At 63.4% G+C, this 16,327-nt stretch carries 16 protein-coding genes; 6 read left to right on the top strand and 10 right to left on the bottom strand.

Annotation, left to right across the window (positions count from 1 at the left end):
* Nucleotides 1-83: 83 nt before the first annotated feature.
* Nucleotides 84-1,292, bottom strand: a complete 1,209-nt coding sequence (locus tag DFO48_RS10645) for an MFS transporter (protein WP_114863347.1) — start codon at nucleotides 1,290-1,292, stop codon at nucleotides 84-86.
* A 19-nt stretch (nucleotides 1,293-1,311) separates the two neighbouring features.
* The gene (locus DFO48_RS10640) at nucleotides 1,312-1,806 is read right to left on the bottom strand and encodes a RidA family protein (RefSeq protein WP_114863346.1); all 495 of its coding nucleotides are present in this window, start codon (nucleotides 1,804-1,806) and stop codon (nucleotides 1,312-1,314) included.
* Nucleotides 1,807-2,006: 200 nt separating this feature from the next.
* Between DFO48_RS10640 and soxR the strand changes: the two genes are divergently transcribed.
* On the top strand, nucleotides 2,007-2,474 hold the full coding sequence (gene soxR, locus DFO48_RS10635) for a redox-sensitive transcriptional activator SoxR (RefSeq protein WP_114863521.1): 468 nt from the start codon (nucleotides 2,007-2,009) through the stop codon (nucleotides 2,472-2,474).
* A gap of 6 nt (nucleotides 2,475-2,480) precedes the next feature.
* On the opposite strand, the gene DFO48_RS10630 is transcribed toward soxR, so the two are convergent.
* The gene (locus DFO48_RS10630; protein ID WP_114863345.1) at nucleotides 2,481-3,689 is read right to left on the bottom strand and encodes an MFS transporter; all 1,209 of its coding nucleotides are present in this window, start codon (nucleotides 3,687-3,689) and stop codon (nucleotides 2,481-2,483) included.
* Between the two features lie 120 nt (nucleotides 3,690-3,809).
* Here DFO48_RS10630 and DFO48_RS10625 point away from each other — a divergent pair, with 120 nt between their 5' ends.
* On the top strand, nucleotides 3,810-4,517 hold the full coding sequence (locus DFO48_RS10625; RefSeq protein ID WP_003073603.1) for a TetR/AcrR family transcriptional regulator: 708 nt from the start codon (nucleotides 3,810-3,812) through the stop codon (nucleotides 4,515-4,517).
* 11 nt (nucleotides 4,518-4,528) lie between these two features.
* The gene (locus DFO48_RS10620; protein WP_114863344.1) at nucleotides 4,529-4,990 is read left to right on the top strand and encodes a hypothetical protein; all 462 of its coding nucleotides are present in this window, start codon (nucleotides 4,529-4,531) and stop codon (nucleotides 4,988-4,990) included.
* Between the two features lie 22 nt (nucleotides 4,991-5,012).
* Here DFO48_RS10620 and DFO48_RS10615 read toward each other — a convergent pair whose 3' ends face one another.
* Nucleotides 5,013-6,047, bottom strand: coding sequence for a serine/threonine protein kinase (locus DFO48_RS10615; protein ID WP_114863520.1), 1,035 nt, complete (start codon nucleotides 6,045-6,047; stop codon nucleotides 5,013-5,015).
* 177 nt (nucleotides 6,048-6,224) lie between these two features.
* Here DFO48_RS10615 and DFO48_RS10610 point away from each other — a divergent pair, with 177 nt between their 5' ends.
* A complete protein-coding gene (locus tag DFO48_RS10610) occupies nucleotides 6,225-6,890 on the top strand; it encodes a 2'-5' RNA ligase family protein (RefSeq protein ID WP_114863343.1) in 666 nt (221 codons plus the stop codon).
* Here the strand turns inward: DFO48_RS10610 and DFO48_RS10605 are convergent.
* From DFO48_RS10605 to DFO48_RS10590, 4 genes are all read right to left on the bottom strand, one after another.
* On the bottom strand, nucleotides 6,887-7,303 hold the full coding sequence (locus DFO48_RS10605) for an organic hydroperoxide resistance protein (RefSeq protein ID WP_003073596.1): 417 nt from the start codon (nucleotides 7,301-7,303) through the stop codon (nucleotides 6,887-6,889). The genes DFO48_RS10610 and DFO48_RS10605 overlap by 4 nt on opposite strands.
* 63 nt (nucleotides 7,304-7,366) lie before the next feature.
* Nucleotides 7,367-7,843, bottom strand: coding sequence for a MarR family winged helix-turn-helix transcriptional regulator (locus DFO48_RS10600; protein WP_114863342.1), 477 nt, complete (start codon nucleotides 7,841-7,843; stop codon nucleotides 7,367-7,369).
* A 139-nt stretch (nucleotides 7,844-7,982) separates the two neighbouring features.
* Nucleotides 7,983-9,308, bottom strand: a complete 1,326-nt coding sequence (locus DFO48_RS10595) for a serine hydrolase (RefSeq protein WP_199406979.1) — start codon at nucleotides 9,306-9,308, stop codon at nucleotides 7,983-7,985.
* A 21-nt stretch (nucleotides 9,309-9,329) separates the two neighbouring features.
* Nucleotides 9,330-10,145 (bottom strand): crotonase/enoyl-CoA hydratase family protein, encoded by an 816-nt coding sequence (locus DFO48_RS10590; protein ID WP_114863340.1) that lies wholly within the window; start codon nucleotides 10,143-10,145, stop codon nucleotides 9,330-9,332.
* Between the two features lie 147 nt (nucleotides 10,146-10,292).
* On the opposite strand from DFO48_RS10590, the gene DFO48_RS10585 reads away from it, so the two are divergent.
* On the top strand, nucleotides 10,293-12,416 hold the full coding sequence (locus DFO48_RS10585; protein ID WP_114863339.1) for a radical SAM protein: 2,124 nt from the start codon (nucleotides 10,293-10,295) through the stop codon (nucleotides 12,414-12,416).
* 52 nt (nucleotides 12,417-12,468) lie between these two features.
* Here DFO48_RS10585 and DFO48_RS10580 read toward each other — a convergent pair whose 3' ends face one another.
* Nucleotides 12,469-13,317 (bottom strand): 3-hydroxybutyryl-CoA dehydrogenase, encoded by an 849-nt coding sequence (locus DFO48_RS10580; RefSeq protein WP_003050821.1) that lies wholly within the window; start codon nucleotides 13,315-13,317, stop codon nucleotides 12,469-12,471.
* 196 nt (nucleotides 13,318-13,513) lie between these two features.
* On the opposite strand from DFO48_RS10580, the gene DFO48_RS10575 reads away from it, so the two are divergent.
* Entirely contained in the window at nucleotides 13,514-15,106 is a 1,593-nt protein-coding gene (locus DFO48_RS10575; RefSeq protein ID WP_114863338.1) for a GMC family oxidoreductase, read from the top strand.
* 1 nt (nucleotide 15,107) lies between these two features.
* On the opposite strand, the gene DFO48_RS10570 is transcribed toward DFO48_RS10575, so the two are convergent.
* Entirely contained in the window at nucleotides 15,108-16,322 is a 1,215-nt protein-coding gene (locus tag DFO48_RS10570) for a diguanylate cyclase (protein ID WP_114863337.1), read from the bottom strand.
* Nucleotides 16,323-16,327 lie beyond the last annotated feature (5 nt).

The raw sequence follows: 16,327 nt of genomic DNA, 5'->3' as shown, positions 1-16,327 counted from the left end.
GCAGAGTGGTGGCTCTGCGGGGATTTTTTATGATTTCTGGCTATATCGCTTATGGGTAGGGCGCTACCGGCTATCAAAATTGATTAACTGCGTGAACGTACAAGCAGGCTGCGATCCCAGAGCACCATGGCCAGGGTGAGCAGGCCAAGCAGGCCACCCATGAGGCTGGTGCCGGTCCAGCCATAGGTCAGCCAGGCCCACGAGCCCAGTGCCGAGCCGAGGGAGGCGCCGAGAAAGTAGGTGGTCATATAGACGGCATTGATGCGCGAGCGGGCCTCGGGCGCCAATGCATAGACCACGTTCTGGTTGCTGATGTGCAGGGCCTGCAAGGCGCCGTCGACCACCAGCAGACCCAGCAGAAACCACCAGATGCTGCTGCCGCCCAGCCACAGGCACAGCCAGCCCAGCAGCATCAGAATGGCGCCGGCCAGCGTGGCGGACTGCTCCAGTCCCTTGTCGGCCATGCGTCCGGCCACATTGGCCATCAGTGCGCCGGCAATGCCCACGATGCCGATCAGGCCGATCATCAGATCCGAGAGTTCAAAGCCCGGCCCGGCCAGCAGCAGCGCCATGGTGGAGAACAGTACGCTCACGGTGGCAAAGCCGGTGCCGCCAATCAGCGCACGGCTGCGCAGGCGCGGATGCCGGAGCAGCAAGTCTCCGAGGGACTTCATGACTTCGCCATAGCTGACGGGAGCGGCGGGAGCCGCCTTGGGCAGGGCCCGTGCCAGCAGCACGGCCATGAAGGCAGTGCTGATGGCCCCCACCCAGTAGACGGTGCTCCAGCCGCCCAGATCCGACAGAATGCCGGCCACGCTGCGCGAGGCCAGAATGCCGATCAGCAGGCCGCTCATGACCAGGCCGACGGCACGCCCGCTGGCGCCAGGCGCGGCAAAGGTGGCGGCCATGGGCACCAGTACCTGGGCGGCCACCGAGAACACGCCGGCCATCAGGGTGCCGGCGGCGAGCAGCGCGAAGCTGCCGGCCAGGCCGCTGATGCCCGACAGCAGCATGCCGCAGGCGGCCAGCAGCATCAGGGTCAGAACCAGGCGGCGGCGCTCCAGCATATCGCCCAGCGGCACCAGAAACAGCAGTCCCAGGCCGTAGGAGACCTGGGCCATGGTCACGGTGCTGGAGGCCTGGGCATCGCTGATGCGCAGATGCTGGACCATGGAGTTGAGCAAGGGCTGGTTGAAATAATTGGCTCCGGCGCACAAGCCGCAGGCCGTGGCCATGAGCAGCAGGGTGGTTCTGGAGAGGACTGTGGTGGCCGCTGGTGTTGTGGTTTTCATGAGGCGCTCAGGTGCAGGGTCAGGCGGGAATGGCGGCTTTGGCGCCCATCGCCATGGGCAGGGCCGCCGTGGCCTCCACCTCGATCAGCATGCCGGGCAGGGCCAGCTTGGGCACGGGAATCAGCGTGCAGGCCGGAAAGCGCGGCCGTTTGTCGCCGGGCTCGCCGCTGCCCCAATGCTCTCTCACGGCGCTTTGCCAGTGCTCGAAGCGCTCCAGCGAATGATCGACGATGAGCACGGTGAGCTTGAGCACATGGCCCATGTCCGCGCCACCGGCGGCCAGGGCGGTCTTGATATTGGCAAGAGCCTGCGCAGCCTGCAGGGCAAAGCTGTCTGGCAGCTCGGCCTGGACGTTTTCTCCGCCCTGGCCCGAGACGAAGAGCCAGCGCAGCGGCTCCTGAACGGTGACCACATGGGTGTAGCCATTGGGCAGGCTGTCATAGAGACCGGCGGGCTGCAGATAGCACGGTTGCGGGGCGGGGGCTTGGGCAATGAAACTGGGCTTGGCGTCCATGAAAGTCTTTCAGGCAAGGCGGCTTCGGCAGGGCCCGTCAGCGGTAGGCCTTTGTTCCCGAAGCTGCTGGAATTGTTCAACCTCAACTAAGCTTGAGGTCAAGCGGTTTGTATGACCACACAGGATTGCGGTCATGGCGGCCAGGTAGGGACAACGGGAAGCAGCGGGAGATGACTGTGCAGTGTGAAGAGGCTGGCGATATGAATGGATGCGGCAGCGGCCTGGTGGCCGAGGCTGAGGGGATGCCGGATCTCAGTGTGGGAGAGGTCGCCAGCCGCAGCGAGGTGGCGGTATCAGCCCTGCATTTCTATGAGAAGCAGGGCCTGATCGAGAGTGCGCGCACCGCAGGCAACCAGCGCCGCTATGCGCGAGTGGTGCTGAGGCGGGTGGCCGTGATCAAGGTGGCTCAGCGCATGGGCGTGCCCCTGGCCGAGATAGCGCAGGCACTGGCCCATCTGCCGGCCAACCGCGTGCCTGGCAAGGCCGACTGGAGTCGCCTGTCCTTGCATTGGCGGGCACAGCTCGATGCACGCATTGCCATGCTGACCCAGCTCAGGGATCAGCTTGACTCCTGCATAGGCTGCGGCTGCCTGTCTCTGCAGGCCTGCCCGTTGCGCAACGACCATGACTGTCTGGCGGCGCAGGGAGCCGGCCCGCATTTCAGATAGCCGGGCTTACTGGCGCGGAACGGGCAGCACGCGTGCTCTTGCGCTGATGACGCCCAGCAGGGCCGACAGCAGGCCTAGGCAGGCGCAAAAGCCTATCAGTGCGCCCGTCAGCCCGATATGGTCGGACAGCCAGCCCATGCCCAGAATGGGGACGATGGTGCCTACATAGCCCACGACCAGATAGGTGGAAAGCAGGCCTGTGCGGTTGGCGGGCTTGGAGACCTTGTTGACCACGGCCATGCCCGAGAGATTGCACAGTGCATGACCGCAGGACATGCTCAGCACACTCAGTGCGAACAACCATGGCGAGCCGGCAAACAGATTGAGAACCAGCAGGGCATTGGTCGCCGCCAGGGCGAAGAAGCCGATGATGATCAGCCGCTTGGTGGGATAGGGCCGGGCGATGAGCTGGATGCCGGCCGACAGAAACAGGATGACGCCGATGGACAGGCCCGAGACTGCAGGTCCATGCCAGGGCAGCATCTGGGCCATGAAGCTGGGGGCCATGGCGGCAAACAGGCTGAACATGCCGAAGGCGGAAAACGCCGCCATGCAGCCCAGCGCATAGTGGTAGAGAAAAGGCTTGCGCGGCTGGGAGATGCTGGGAAGTACATCTTTCAGCGTCAGGCCTGGCGCGCTGTGGGCGGGCGTGCTGGCCGCTGGTAGCTGGATCTTGAACAGCGCATGGATGCCCAGAAAGCTCAGTGCGATGGGCGGCAGATAGCTGCTGATCAGGGGGAATGGCACCCATTGCGCCATCAGGCCGCCCACCACGGGCCCCAGGCCGAAGCCGAAGGCAATCGTCAGGCTGGTGGTTGCCGCCGCACGCTGCAGGTCGCCCTTGTTGTTGAGCTGGGTCATGCCTATGGAGGCCGAGGTGGTGATCAACCCCGAGGCCAGGCCGATGATGAAGCGGGAAGCGCCCAGGCTCCAGGCATTCCAGGACAGGGCTGAGCCGATGACGCCCACGGTCATCACCATCAGTCCCAGGCGCAGCACTTTGAGAAAACCGAAGAGGTTGGTCAGACGGCCCAGAAACAGCAGGCTGATCAAGGCGCCCAACATATAGGTCACGAAAATCTGCGTGATATGGCTGGGCTGCAGCCCCCAGGCCTGCTGGTAGAGCGGGTAGAGCGGGCTGGCAAGCGCCGTTCCCATGACGCCGACGCACATGGAAAAGCACACCCAGGCATAGGGACTCAGACGGGATTGCATTGGGAAAGCTTTGGTGGGGCAGTCATCCGCATGTCCGGTGTGGGCAAGTCGGCTTGACCTAGAATTATTAAAAATGACTATTTGGTCAATTTTATGAATTCTAGAAAAGGATTTCAGCGCATGGCGGATGGTGCGGCGGCTGCCCCTTGTGCAGACCCGGATATCGGCACGCAGGCAAAGCGTCAGCGGCGCACGCGTGGCCCTAGTCTCGACAAGACGGCGCAGACGCGTCAGCAGATTGCGGAGGCCGCGCTGGCCGAGTTCGTGGAGTGTGGTGTGACCCGTAGCACCATGGAGCGCATTGCCTGCCGCGCGCAGGTGGCCAAGGGCACGCTGTATCTCTACTACCCATCCAAGGATGAGCTGTTGCGGGGCGTGGTAGAGCACGCGCTGCGGCATTCGGCCGTCTACCAGCCGCTCAGGCGCCGCAAGGGCGAGACGGTGCGCGCCTTGCTGCGCCGCAGTCTGCTGCCGACGCTGGAGGCCGTGGACAGCAGCGAGCGCGGCATGCTGGCACGCCTGGTTCTGAGCGAGGCACGGCATGCGCCCGAGCTGGCCCGACTGTACAAGGAGCTGGCTTTTGATGCCTGGCAGAACTATGTGCAGGATTTGCTGGCGCTGGCTGTGAAAGAGGGGGAGCTCAGGACCCGCTCGGTCAGCCGCAGTGCCCAGCTGCTGGCCAGCCCGTTCTGGATGGCGCTGGTGCACAACAACCTGCTGGCCTCCGAGGGCTCGCAGAAGCTGGCCCTCAAGCCACTGGTTGAGCTACTGATTGATAACCTTTTTGCGGGCACGGCCGGTGACAATGCGGCTGTCAAACGTCAGTGAGAGTCAGTGAGATGAATTCCATGCCAGTCACCATCAAGCCCGGTCATCACAGAATCCTGAGCGCGGTCTGCGCCGCTGCTCTGGTGCTGGTCTTGCCCGCCTGCGGCTCCGTCGGGGCCGGAGTGGGCGTCGGGATCCCGGTGGGGCCGTTTTCCGTGGGCGTAGGTCTTGGCAGCGGTGGTCTCAGCGCAGGCGTCGGCACGGGTGTCGGGCCTGTCGGTGTAGGCGTAGGCGTCAACCAGCGCGGGCAGGTGCTGGGCAGTGCCGGCGTTGGCGCTTCCACCGGGGTGGGTGGTGCCAGTGTGGGTGTCGGGGTGGGATCCTCCACCGTGCTGCATGATCCCAACCGCCCGCAGGCACCGCAGGCACCGCAGGCACCGCAGGCGCAGCCCGCGCAGAGCGGCGATGCCGTGCAATGGCGCGATGCACGCGGGCAGCTCGTGCCCGAATGCCGCTTGCAAGGGCGCTGCTAGCTCTTTGCCGGTATGGACCGCCCTAGGCGTAGAGCGGCTCCTGCTGCATGGCTTCGATCTGTTCGTTGAGCATGCCCACCTGGCCCTGCCAGTAGTCGGTGCTGCCAAACCAGGGGAAGTTGATGGCAAAGATCGGGTCCTGCCAGCGGCGTGCCAGCCAGGCGCTGTAATGCAGCAGGCGCAGAGTGCGCAGCGGCTCGATCAGTGCCAGCTCGCGCCGGTCGAAGCTGCGGAACTGCTCATAGCCTTCGAGCAGGGCCGACAGCTGCTGGGTCTGCTGGCTCCGGTCGCCCGAGAGCAGCATCCACAGATCCTGCACGGCAGGACCGCTGCGTGCATCGTCGAGATCGACAAAATGCGGGCCGCCGTGGCCTTCGTCATCCAGCGGCGTCCAGAGAATGTTTCCCGGGTGGCAGTCGCCATGCAACCGAATCTGCGTCGCAGAATGCAAGCCAAAATGGCCTGCAGCGCTTAACCCATCTGCGGATGGTGCTATCAATGAAAGAGCTTTGTCGCAGGCCTGCTGCCAGCGGCTGCGCACTTCGAGCGCGACGACCTCATGTTCGAGCAGATAGTGCATGGATTCGTAGCCAAAGCTTTTCAGGTTCAGCGCCGGGCGATGCGTGAAGGGCTGGGCGGCCCCCACGGTGTGGATACGGGCCAGAAAACGGCCTATCCATTCCAGCACCTCCCAGTCGTCCAGCTCGGGGCGGCGCCCGCCGCGCCAGGGGCTGATGCTGAACAGAAAGCCCGCATGCTCATGCACGGTCTGACCTTGCAGCGCCAGCGGCGCCACCACGGGAACCTCGCCAGCCGCCAGCTCCTGGGAGAAGGCATGTTCTTCCTCGATCTGGGCACGGCTCCAGCGGCCTGGGCGGTAGAACTTGGCGACGACCTTGTCGCCCTCGTCCTGGTGGGCCAGATAGACGCGGTTTTCATAGGAGCTCAGCGCCGTCAGCCGCCCGTCCGGCACAAGGCCCGTGCTGCACAGCGCATCGATCACGCAGTCCGGCGTGAGGTCCGCATAGGGGTGAGAAGGGTCTTGGGTATCGCTCATCCCCGCATTGTCGGGCTCAAACAGGCTCTTGCGAACCGGATGACATGGCACATGCGTCAGCAAAATTGCTTTTGATTTGATAGCTGCTGCCGTTTCTCTGGCGGATGTTGGCGGCCGGAAATCCCTGGAAAACCGAGCGGGCGCCGTGCATGTCGCCTAAGCTGGCACACTGCCCGCATGCAAGAGAGCGAAGCACTTTCACAGCCCTGCGAGGACCGGGATTTTGCCGAGTGGCATCAGGGCTGCCCCTGGTGTGCGGTCTGGGTGGTGATGCTGCAAGGCCATGGTCTGGAGTCTGTGCTGCAGCAGGCCAGGTCCAGGCTCGGTGATGCCCTGCTGCCGCGCAATGCGCGCCAGCCGCATATCACGCTGGCCTATAGAGGGCTGTGCGGGGGAGGGGACGAGCATGCGGCGCGGGAATATGACCGGCTGGCGCTGCGCGCCGATGTCGCCATGCTGCAAAGCCTGCGGCTGAGCCCTTTTGCCGTGGAGATCGCGGGGGCTGGCAGCTTTACCACCGTGCCTTATCTGGGCGTAGGTCAGGGTCAGGAATGCCTGCAGCACCTGCATACGGCACTGGTGCCCGTGGAGCCCGCGCCGGGCTGGCGCTATGTGCCTCATGTGACCCTGGGCCACTATGCGAGAAGGCTTCCGCTGCGAGAGACTGTGGACAAGTTGCTGGCACTGACCCGGGACTTGCCGGTTTTAGAGGTGAAGCAGCTGGCGCTGGCCCGCTATGCGGCGGCAGATATTGCCGGGCCGCTGACGATTGAAGGCGTCTTCGAACTGGACACCGGGCGCTATGTGGCTGCGCCCGGTGCTCTGTGGCCTGAGCCGCTTTAGGCGATGGTCAGCGTCACGCCGATATTGCCGCGCGTGGCGTTGGAGTAGGGGCAGACCTGGTGAGCGGCGTCCACCAGTTGCTGGGCTGCAGCCTTGTCCATGCCGGGCAGGCTGATCTTCATGCGCACGGCAATGCCGAACACTTCACCCACGGGGCCTAGATCGACTTCTGCGTCTACCGACAGGTCGGCAGGCAGGGTGATCTTCTGGCGAGCGGCGACGGCCTTCATGGCGCCGATAAAGCAGGCGGAGTAGCCGGCGGCAAACAGCTGCTCGGGGTTGGTGCCCTTGCCGGCGCCGCCGGGCGAGCTCAGCTGGATGTCCAGGCGGCCATCATCGGTGCGCGAATTGCCTTCGCGGCCGCCGGTGGTGTGGGCGTGGGCGGTGTAGAGAACCTTGTCGAGTTGGGCCATGGTGTCTTCCTTTGCGAGATTGCCCGGCAGTGCAGGCGGGTGGAGGAAATCGTCACTCCGGTATCAGCCGGAGTGGCTGCGGCGCGGTGCCAGCCGTGCGCGCAGTGTGCTGAGTTGGCCCGTAAGAGCCTGCAGTTCGGGCAGGGTGCACTGGGTGCTCTGAAGCACGCAGGCAGGTATTTTTTCGGCCTCGGCGCGCAATGCCCGGCCGGTATCCGTGAGGGCGATGCGCACACGGCGCTCGTCCTGTGCATCGCGCTGACGTGCCAGCAGGCCTGCGCTCTCCAGTCGCTTGAGCAAGGGCGTCAGCGTGCCTGAATCCAGATAAAGGCGCTCACCCAGTTCCGAGACCGTGAGCTGGTCGCCTTCCCAGAGCACCAGCATGACCAGGTACTGAGGGTAAGTCAGGCCTATCGCATCCAGCAAGGGTTTGTAGAGCTTGGTCATGGCCAGCGATGCCGAGTACAGCGCAAAGCAGACCTGATTGTCCAGGCGCAGCAGCTCGGAGCTGTCGGGGAGAAGGTTGTCATCGGATCGCATGAGTCTAATTATTGCAGGCAATTTAATTGCGTGCAATTTAATTTGCAGATCACCCAAACCAAGGAGACAGTGCAGAGGTTCGGAGCAATGCAAACAGGCTCCGTGAGCGGAGCCTGTTGCGGCTGAAGCTGTCTCGTGCCTAACGGGTGGTCAGTGCATCGGCCAGCGCCTGGTACATGGGCAGGCTGGTCGGGTCTATGCCCGCATTGCCCGCAATCGGGTGGGAGGCATAGCGCACCACCACCATCTGGGCCTTGGGGTCGATATAGATGGCCTGACCGTGAATGCCGCGCGCCATATAGGCCCCGTTGGCGTTGTGCGAGACCCACCACATATTGCGATACGACCAGCCGGGCAGCGTGGCATAACCAGCCTTCACAAACTTGGCGGGGTCGGCGCCGCGGCGGATGTCCTGGACCACGGCCCTGGGCAGCACCTGCTGGCCGCTGGCGGCGCGGCCTTCGTTGCGCATCAACTCGCCGAAGCGGGCCAGGTCGCGCAGTGTGGTGTTGAGGCCGCCGCCGCCCGATTCCGTGCCTATGCGATCCACCATGAAGTAGGCGTCTTGCTCCGCTCCGATTCGGCTCCAGATGCGTTCGGACAGCAGCTGGGCCAGAGGCTTGCCGCTGGCACGGCGCACGATCCAGGCCAGAACCTCGGCGTTGGCCGTCTTGTAGGCAAAGCCCTGGTCATGTTCGCCCTCTTTCTGCAGGGTCTGCAGAAATTCGTAGAAGCTCCTGGGGCCTGCATAGTCCTTGCCCTGGGGCATCATGCCGCCGGCACGGGCGTAGTCCCAGACTTCGGCCTTGGGATCGGCGTAGTTCTCGGAGTACTTCACGCCGATCGTCATGTCCATCACCTGGCGCACCGTGGCGTCGCCATAGGCGGTGTTCTTCATCTCGGGCAGATAGTTGGTCACCGGTGCTTCGGGCTTGATGAGGCCCTCGTGGGCCAGCAGGGCGGCCAGGGTTCCGACAAAGGACTTGGTGACCGACATGGCCAGGTGCGGGCGCTGCGGCTCCAGCGCACCCAGATATTTCTCATAGATCACGCGGCCCTTGTGCATGACCAGAATGCCGTCGGTGTAGTTGCGATCCAGTGCCTGGGCAAAGGTCAGCTCCTCGCCCGTGCCCATGACCTTGAAGCGCACTTGCTCGATGTCGACCGGAGCCGAGCGCAGGGCGCTGGGAGCGCCCGGGCCGCGCCAGACATTGGCCGTGGGCGTGATTTCGCGGATATGCGAGAAGGTCCAGCGTATGCGCGGGAAGGTATTGCCCACGGGGTTGTCGAAGGTGATGAGCTTGTCGGCAGCGGGCGGAAAGCCCTGCATCCAGCCCATGGCCTGCGCGCTGGTGCTGGCCGGGTCGGGCAGCGCGGGTGCGGCAGTCTGCGCATGGATTGCAGAAACCATAGCTGTCAGCGCAAGTGGCACAAGCGTTTTTCGCGTAAAAGACTTCAAGCTCATCATCACCTCTTGGAGTTGGAATTAATGACCGGTAAAACGTGCTGGGCGTTTCTCGACGAAGGAGCGCACGCCTTCGGCGGCATCCTCGCTACTGGCCAGGCGCTGCTGCACGGGGATGAAATCGGCCACGGCGGCGGCCTGGCCCAGTTCTATGGCCTTGAGGACATTGAGGCGTGTGGCCACCACGGCCTGCGGCGCCTGTGAGGCAATGCGCTCGGCAATGCGAAAAGCCTCGTCCAGTTCCTGGCCCGCAGGCACCACTTTTTGCACAAAGTGGCAGCGCAGGGCTTCGGCTGCATCGAACGTGTCGCCGGTCAGCAGATGCAGCATGGCATTACCCACGCCGGCGCGCTCGGGCATGCGCAGCGTGGCACCGCCCGTGGGCATGATGCAGCGCTGTACTTCCATCTGTGCAAAGCGGCTGCTGTCGGCAGCGACGACGATATCGGCGCCCAGCATCAGCTCGATGCCAACGGTAAAGCAGATGCCTTTGACGGCGACCACCATGGGCTTGGTGCGGCGGCGGTAGCCGGGCAGGCCATAGTCATGCGGCTCCACCAGGCCCGGTGGAATGACTTTCTGGCCGCTCTTCATGAACTCGGCGATCAGGGGCAGGTCCAGCCCCGCCGTGAAGTGTTCGCCAAAGGCGTGGAGCAGGCCCACGCGCAACTCCGGGTCGTCGTCCAGCCTTGTATAAGCCTGGGCCAGTTGCTGGAACATGGCTGGCGTCCAGCCATTGCGCTTGGCCGGGCGGTTGATGCCGATCAGCAGCACATGGCCGCGGACTTCACAAGAAATACAGCCCTCGGGCGGAGGGTTGGGAATGTCGATTTGCATGGTGAATCTCCTGCGCAAAACAATAGACCGCAGCGGTTTCCGCAGCAGTCGCATACAGGACGAGTCATCGCTTGCAGAGCTAGGTGTTAACGCCAGCGCCTTGCACGCAGCTATGCTTTGGGCGTGATCCCACGAATTGGAAAAAAGATGCCAGAAGCGCCGCACCGTCAACTGTTCAGAGACTACCCGCTGGATGGCGCGCTGCTGCGTTTCCACCCGGAAAGCGGCACCAGCATCCGCATTGAAAACGCTGAAACCCGGCATCTGCAGCGCGTGGCACCCCGGGTGGCCATGTTTGGCATTACCAATAAATGCAATCTGGGCTGTGACTTCTGCTCACGCGATGTGCAGCGCGAGAGCGCATGGACGGTCGATTCCGCCGCGCAGGTGCTGCAAGACCTGAGCGCAGCCGGTGTGTTGGAGGTTGCGTTTGGCGGCGGCGAGCCTTTTGTCTTTCGCGGCTTTGCCGATCTGGTTCAGCAGTTGCATGAAACCACGCCGCTGGCGCTGAATGTCACCACCAATGGCCTGCTGATTCGCCCAGGCAGCTTTGCGGCGTATGCGGGCCGCTTGGGGCAGGTGCGCATCTCTCTTTATGACGACCCGCGCTGGCGCGATACGGCGCAGGTTTTGTCCAGCTATGGGCAAAGATGGGGCGCTAATCTGCTGGTCGATGCGGCAGTGCTGACTATGCTGCCCAGTCTGCTGGGGGAGTTGGCGGCACTGGGTTGCCACGATGTGTCGCTGCTCTCGTATATCGGTGCCGATATGCGCAGGCATTTGACGGCTGAGGGGCGGCTGCAACTGGCGGCCATGGTGCAGGATGCTCCACTGCCTTGCCGCCTTTCTGTGTGCTTTGGCGATACCGTTCCATTGCCTCGCTTGTTTGATGGAGCGGACGGTAGCGGGGACTGCGGCGCGGGCGTGGATTTTGTGTCCATCACTCCTGATCAGCGCATGCAGGGTTGCTCGTTCCACGATGGCGGCCTGCCCGCGCGCAATGCGCAGGAGATTCTGGCGGGCTGGCAGCATCAGCGCTCGCGTCTGGCCCAGCCCAGTTTGCGTCATGGCTGTGCGGGCCGCAAACGGGCTGGCGTGCCGCAAGCGCAGCGCGCCCATGCCGCGGCGCCATCCATACGGGTGTGGCAGGCGTTTTCGGGCAATAACAGTGGCGAATGTGTGATGGTGGCCAAGTTCGACACCATTAGCGATGCCAACAGCTATCTGGCGCAGCTGCTGCCAGCCTGGAGGCCGGAAGCAGACTATGCACCTGAATGGCAGCAGCTCTTTCAGGCGCAGGCCGTGGCCGGGCCGGGGCTGGCCTATGGCGAGATGCCGCGCGATTTGCTGGCCATTGGCCGATCGGTGCTGGCAATGGGCTACGGTCTGGAAGACCAGTTCCCCGAGCTGCGGGCGCTGGCCTGGAAGCAGGGTGCAGCGTCGAGGTCCGGTGGCATACACAGCCATGAGGTGACGCTGCTGGCGGCAGTGCGCACCGCCGGTGCAGCTGAAGCCCTCAAGCTCGCTGCAGTCGAGTGGGCTGATGAATTCCAGGCCCGGCCGTTTGTTTATGGCGATACGCTGTTGCTGGCCATGGGCCTGATGGGGCAAGAGGGCGAGCTGGAGGCTTGCAAGCGCAAGCTGGAATCTTTGGCTGATGGGCGCCCTCTGGCCGTTGAAGTGCACTCTGATATTGTCAGCAGCGAGAACATGCTGGAGGTGATGAAGCGGCTCGGTGCGCAAATTCATCAGACGCCGAGGCTGGTGCTGCAGTTCTGGGATGGTGACCCTGTGGTGGCGCAGAAGAAAGCAGCGCATTTTGCCCAGATGGTGACCGAGGCCGAAGTGACTGTGGCTGCAGATTGTGTGCTGATCTCAGGCCTGAGCCGGCGTAAGCGGCTTGCGGTGCTCGCGTATCGCCAGGGGGCGACGGTCGGGGCCTTGGATACTGCTGAGCTGCAGGTGAGCGCGCGGTTGGTGCTGCCTGAGTTGCCCAGACAAAAAGGCAAGCGTGCGATGCAGCCACCCATCGACATTGAGCTATTGCAGGATGAGCTGCGGCTAAGCCTTTGGCCCGGTGAGCAGTTGCAGGTGGCGCAGGGCTACCGAGGCGCAGCCCAGGTGCGCGTGACCAGCACCCAGCCTGAGCGGGTGCTGGAGACCTTAAAGCAAGCGGCGCAAAGACTGGGCGCAACAACCCATTTCTGGGTCAGCGAGCCTCAGGCTCTGGCGATGGCTGTGCGTCGGCTGCTGGCAGAGGTTCGGGAGTAGTGCGAGTGGGCCTTGCTGGCCCTCGCTTCCTGACCGAGCCAGCGACCGTAGATCAGTAGGTGTAGACGCCCTGGCCGGTCTTGCGGCCCAGACGGCCGGCGGCCACCATTTCGCGCAGCAGGAAGCAGGGACGGTATTTGCTGTCGCCGAACTCCTTGAGGTAGACCTCCATCACGGCCAGGCACACGTCCAGACCGATCATGTCGGCCAGGGCCAGCGGGCCAATGGGCTGGTTGCAGCCCAGTTTCATGCCGGCGTCGATGTCCTCGGCCGAGGCCGTGCCTTCGCTGAGCACCTGGAAGGCCTCGTTGATCATGGGCACCAGAATGCGGTTGACCACAAAGCCGGGAGCGTTCTTGACGGTGATGGGCGACTTGCCCAGTTTTTCCGACAAGGCCTTGACCGCATCGTGGGTGGCGTCGCTGGTCTGCAGGCCACGGATGATCTCCACCAGGGCCATCATGGGCACGGGGTTGAAGAAATGCATGCCGATGAACTTGTCGGCACGCTGGGTGGCGGCCGCCAGCTGGGTGATGGAGATGGACGAGGTGTTGGTGGCAACGATCACGTCCTGTGCCAGCAGGGTATCGAGCTGCTTGAGGATCTTGACCTTGAGCTCGTAGTTCTCGGTGGCGGCTTCGATCACCAACTGTGCCGACTTCAGATCGTCGTAGCTGGTCGAGGTCTTGATGCGTGCCAGCGCTGCGCTCTTGTCGGCTTCGCTGATCTTTTCCTTCTTGATCAGGCGGTCCAGGCTGCCGGCCACGGTGGCCAGGCCTTTTTGCACGGCGGCCTCGGAGATGTCCACCATCACCACGTCGATGCCCGACACGGCGCAAGCCTGCGCGATGCCGTTGCCCATGGTGCCGGCGCCGATGATGCCTACGGTTTGGATTGCCATCTTTTTGTCTCCATTCAGATAAGTGCGGTTGAACAGGAAAATGTTATCCCGGTTCTGACCGGGTTTGACCCTAGTCGGGCATGGTTGGCGTGTTAAGAGTCATCACGATGACAGTGTTTTTTTCGCACGACCGTGTTTTTCCGCGTTTCGCCGCTGCAGACCTCTGGTCAGAATTCGCAGCAAAAGGAGTGCGGACATGCGTGACTATCTGGTAGTGGGAGGCGGCTCCGCTGGTGCGGTGCTGGCAGCCAGGCTCAGCGAGAACCCGCAGGTCAGCGTGACCTTGCTGGAGGCCGGTGGCGAAGACAAAAGCGTGCTCATCCACTGCCCGGCAGGGCTGGCGCTGATGGCCAAGCAGAAAAACTTCAACTGGGCCATGAGCACAGTGCCGCAGGCCGGCCTCAATGGTCGGCGGGGCTACCAGCCGCGCGGCAAGGTGCTGGGCGGCTCCAGCTCCATCAATGCCATGATCTATCTGCGCGGCCAGCCTACGGACTACGAATATTGGAGCGCTCAGGGCAATCCAGGCTGGGGCTGGAGCGATGTTCTGCCCTATTTTCTGAAGGCCGAATGCAATGCGCGCGGTGCAGATGTGCTGCATGGCGCAAGCGGCCCTTTGCATGTCAGTGATCTCTGCGACCCGAATCCGCTGGCGCAGGCCTTTGTGCGCGCAGGCGTGCAGGCCGGTCATGCGCACAATCCGGACTTCAACGGCACAGCTCAGGAGGGCGTGGGTCTGTATCAGGTCACGCACCACAAGGGCGAGCGCTGCAGTGCGGCCAAGGCTTATCTGATGCCGGTGCGCGGCAGCCGGTCCAATCTGGAAATCATCACCGCAGCCCAGGTGCGGCGGATCCTGATGGACGGGCGCAAGGCTGTCGGCGTGGAATACGTGCAGGGGGGTCATGCCAGAAAGCTGCTCTGCCGGCGCGAGGTCCTGCTCTGTGCCGGCGCACTGCAGTCGCCGCAGCTGCTGATGCTCTCGGGCATAGGGCCGGGGGAGCATCTGCAGCAGCTGGGCATCGATGTCGTCCACCACCTGCCGGGAGTGGGTGAGCATCTGCACGACCATCCCGATGTGGTGCAGGTGGTGGACGGCCCGCAGCTCAAGGACAGCTTCGGCATTTCGCTCGCCGGTCTCAGGAATGTCTGGCAGGGCATGGGTCGCTGGCGCCATGAGCGCCGGGGCCTGCTGACCAGCAATTTCGCCGAAGCCGGCGGCTTTATCCGCAGCCGGCCCCAGGAGCCGGTGCCCGATCTGCAGCTGCATTTTGTGGTGGGCAAACTGGTCGATCATGGCCGCAAGACCTTGTTGGGCCATGGCTACTCCTGCCATGTCTGCCTGCTGCAGCCAAGGAGTCGGGGCAGCGTGAAGCTCGCCTCTGCCGATGCGGGCACCATGCCTCTCATAGACCCGGCGTTCTTTGCCGAGGCCGAGGACATGCAGCGCATGGTGCACGGCGTACGCCGCATGCGCGAAATTCTCGATCAGCCGGCCTTGGCCCGCTTCGAGGGGCGGGAGCTGGAGTATTCGGCAGGCGCGCGCAGCGACGAGGAGATCGAGCAGTTCATCCGCCGTTACGCCGACACCATCTATCACCCCGTGGGAAGCTGCCGCATGGGGCCAGGCGCTAAGGATGTGGTCGATGCCCGCTTGCTGGTGCATGGTGTGCAGGGGCTGCGCGTGGTCGATGCCTCGCTCATGCCGCGCATCGTGAGCGGCAATACGAATGCGCCGACCATCATGATTGCCGAGAAGGCTGCAGATCTGATCAAGGCCACGTACTGACTCAGGCCAGCGGAGTCAGGTCGGAGGGGGCATGATCCTCGCCGGGCGGAGGTGTCAGAGTGGTGCATTCCACCCTTCCCCGGCCCTGATTCTTGGCTTGTTGCAGGGCGGCTCCTGCATGGCTGGCCAGCTCGTTGAGGCTCAGGCTCTTCCAGGCTGAAGGGACCAGGGCGCAACCCGCGCTGAAGTCCAGATCCATCTGCAGTTCGTACTGCGCGCCGATCTGGAATGCGGACTGGATGCGGGTCAGCAGCGACATGACACCCAATTGGTCGGCGTGAATCAGCAGGCAAAAGGATTCCCCCTGCCATCTGGCCACGACCTCGTCGCCGCGCATCTGCTTTCGCAGAGTGCGTGACATGAGCTGCAGCGCCGCATCTCCGGCCTGATAGCCATGGCGGCTGTTGACCCGGGAAAAGTGATCCATGTCGATCAGAATCAAGGCCAGAGGCAGGCCTTCGCGCCGAGCTCTGTTAAGCATGAAGCGGGCCTGGTTCTTGATGGCCTGGCGCAGCGGCAGGCCGGTCAGGCTGTCCTCTGGTGCGTTGGCAGATCGCTGACGGACTTCTTCGTCACGGCAAGCCATCAGGATCGATACGAAAAAAATGGCTGAACCTATGGGGATCAGCCACGAAAGCAGCATATGTGGACTGGGTTCCTCTGCAAAGCTGTGCAGCCAGGGAGCGTGCAAGGTGAAGTAGCCGCGTATGACCAGAATGCTGGCGACGCAAAGGCCCGCACCCAGTAGCAGATATCGCCAGGCCGTGGCGGAGTTGGTTTGCGGCGATAAGGTCAGGCAGACCAGGGTGGCAAGGCTCAAGCCGTAGCTGATATTGAACCAAGCCAGCCGGTAGGGCTTGCTCTCAATCAGAACCAGCACGCCCGCAAGTGTCAGCAGGCACAGCACGGCCAGGGAGCGGGTGAGTATCTTGTTGCGAGGTCCAAGCCAGCCCTTGAGTGCTTTATGCAGCTGCCACAGTGCACCGGTTGCAACAGCGGCGCTGGAGATCGACAGCAGCGCATTCCATGTGAAGGGTAGTACATGGCCGGCGCAGAAGACGAGCAGCCAGGCCAGCCCCTGCAAAAGCAGGAATTGCTGAGCATTTCTGGCTGCCCGGCTCATTTGCTGACCCATAAACCATGGCAGTGCAAAAGCGACCGTCATCAAATTGACGGCCACCATCAATGTCATGGAAAACTGGTCGGCCTCCGGCATGGCTG

This window comes from Comamonas sp. AG1104 (assembly GCF_003350425.1).
Lineage (GTDB): Bacteria > Pseudomonadota > Gammaproteobacteria > Burkholderiales > Burkholderiaceae_C > Comamonas > Comamonas testosteroni.
Note: the sequence above shows the minus strand (reverse complement) of the source record. Positions and strands in the feature narration are given on the sequence as shown.

Bases quoted from the DNA above. Each gene is read 5' to 3' on its own strand.
- DFO48_RS10645 (WP_114863347.1), bottom strand. From the start codon at position 1,292: ATGAAAACCACAACACCAGCGGCCACCACAGTCCTCTCCAGAACCACC.
- DFO48_RS10640 (WP_114863346.1), bottom strand. From the start codon at position 1,806: ATGGACGCCAAGCCCAGTTTCATTGCCCAAGCCCCCGCCCCGCAACCG.
- soxR (WP_114863521.1), top strand. From the start codon at position 2,007: ATGAATGGATGCGGCAGCGGCCTGGTGGCCGAGGCTGAGGGGATGCCG.
- DFO48_RS10630 (WP_114863345.1), bottom strand. From the start codon at position 3,689: ATGCAATCCCGTCTGAGTCCCTATGCCTGGGTGTGCTTTTCCATGTGC.
- DFO48_RS10625 (WP_003073603.1), top strand. From the start codon at position 3,810: ATGGCGGATGGTGCGGCGGCTGCCCCTTGTGCAGACCCGGATATCGGC.
- DFO48_RS10620 (WP_114863344.1), top strand. From the start codon at position 4,529: ATGAATTCCATGCCAGTCACCATCAAGCCCGGTCATCACAGAATCCTG.
- DFO48_RS10615 (WP_114863520.1), bottom strand. From the start codon at position 6,047: ATGAGCGATACCCAAGACCCTTCTCACCCCTATGCGGACCTCACGCCG.
- DFO48_RS10610 (WP_114863343.1), top strand. From the start codon at position 6,225: ATGCAAGAGAGCGAAGCACTTTCACAGCCCTGCGAGGACCGGGATTTT.
- DFO48_RS10605 (WP_003073596.1), bottom strand. From the start codon at position 7,303: ATGGCCCAACTCGACAAGGTTCTCTACACCGCCCACGCCCACACCACC.
- DFO48_RS10600 (WP_114863342.1), bottom strand. From the start codon at position 7,843: ATGCGATCCGATGACAACCTTCTCCCCGACAGCTCCGAGCTGCTGCGC.
- DFO48_RS10595 (WP_199406979.1), bottom strand. From the start codon at position 9,308: ATGAGCTTGAAGTCTTTTACGCGAAAAACGCTTGTGCCACTTGCGCTG.
- DFO48_RS10590 (WP_114863340.1), bottom strand. From the start codon at position 10,145: ATGCAAATCGACATTCCCAACCCTCCGCCCGAGGGCTGTATTTCTTGT.
- DFO48_RS10585 (WP_114863339.1), top strand. From the start codon at position 10,293: ATGCCAGAAGCGCCGCACCGTCAACTGTTCAGAGACTACCCGCTGGAT.
- DFO48_RS10580 (WP_003050821.1), bottom strand. From the start codon at position 13,317: ATGGCAATCCAAACCGTAGGCATCATCGGCGCCGGCACCATGGGCAAC.
- DFO48_RS10575 (WP_114863338.1), top strand. From the start codon at position 13,514: ATGCGTGACTATCTGGTAGTGGGAGGCGGCTCCGCTGGTGCGGTGCTG.
- DFO48_RS10570 (WP_114863337.1), bottom strand. From the start codon at position 16,322: ATGCCGGAGGCCGACCAGTTTTCCATGACATTGATGGTGGCCGTCAAT.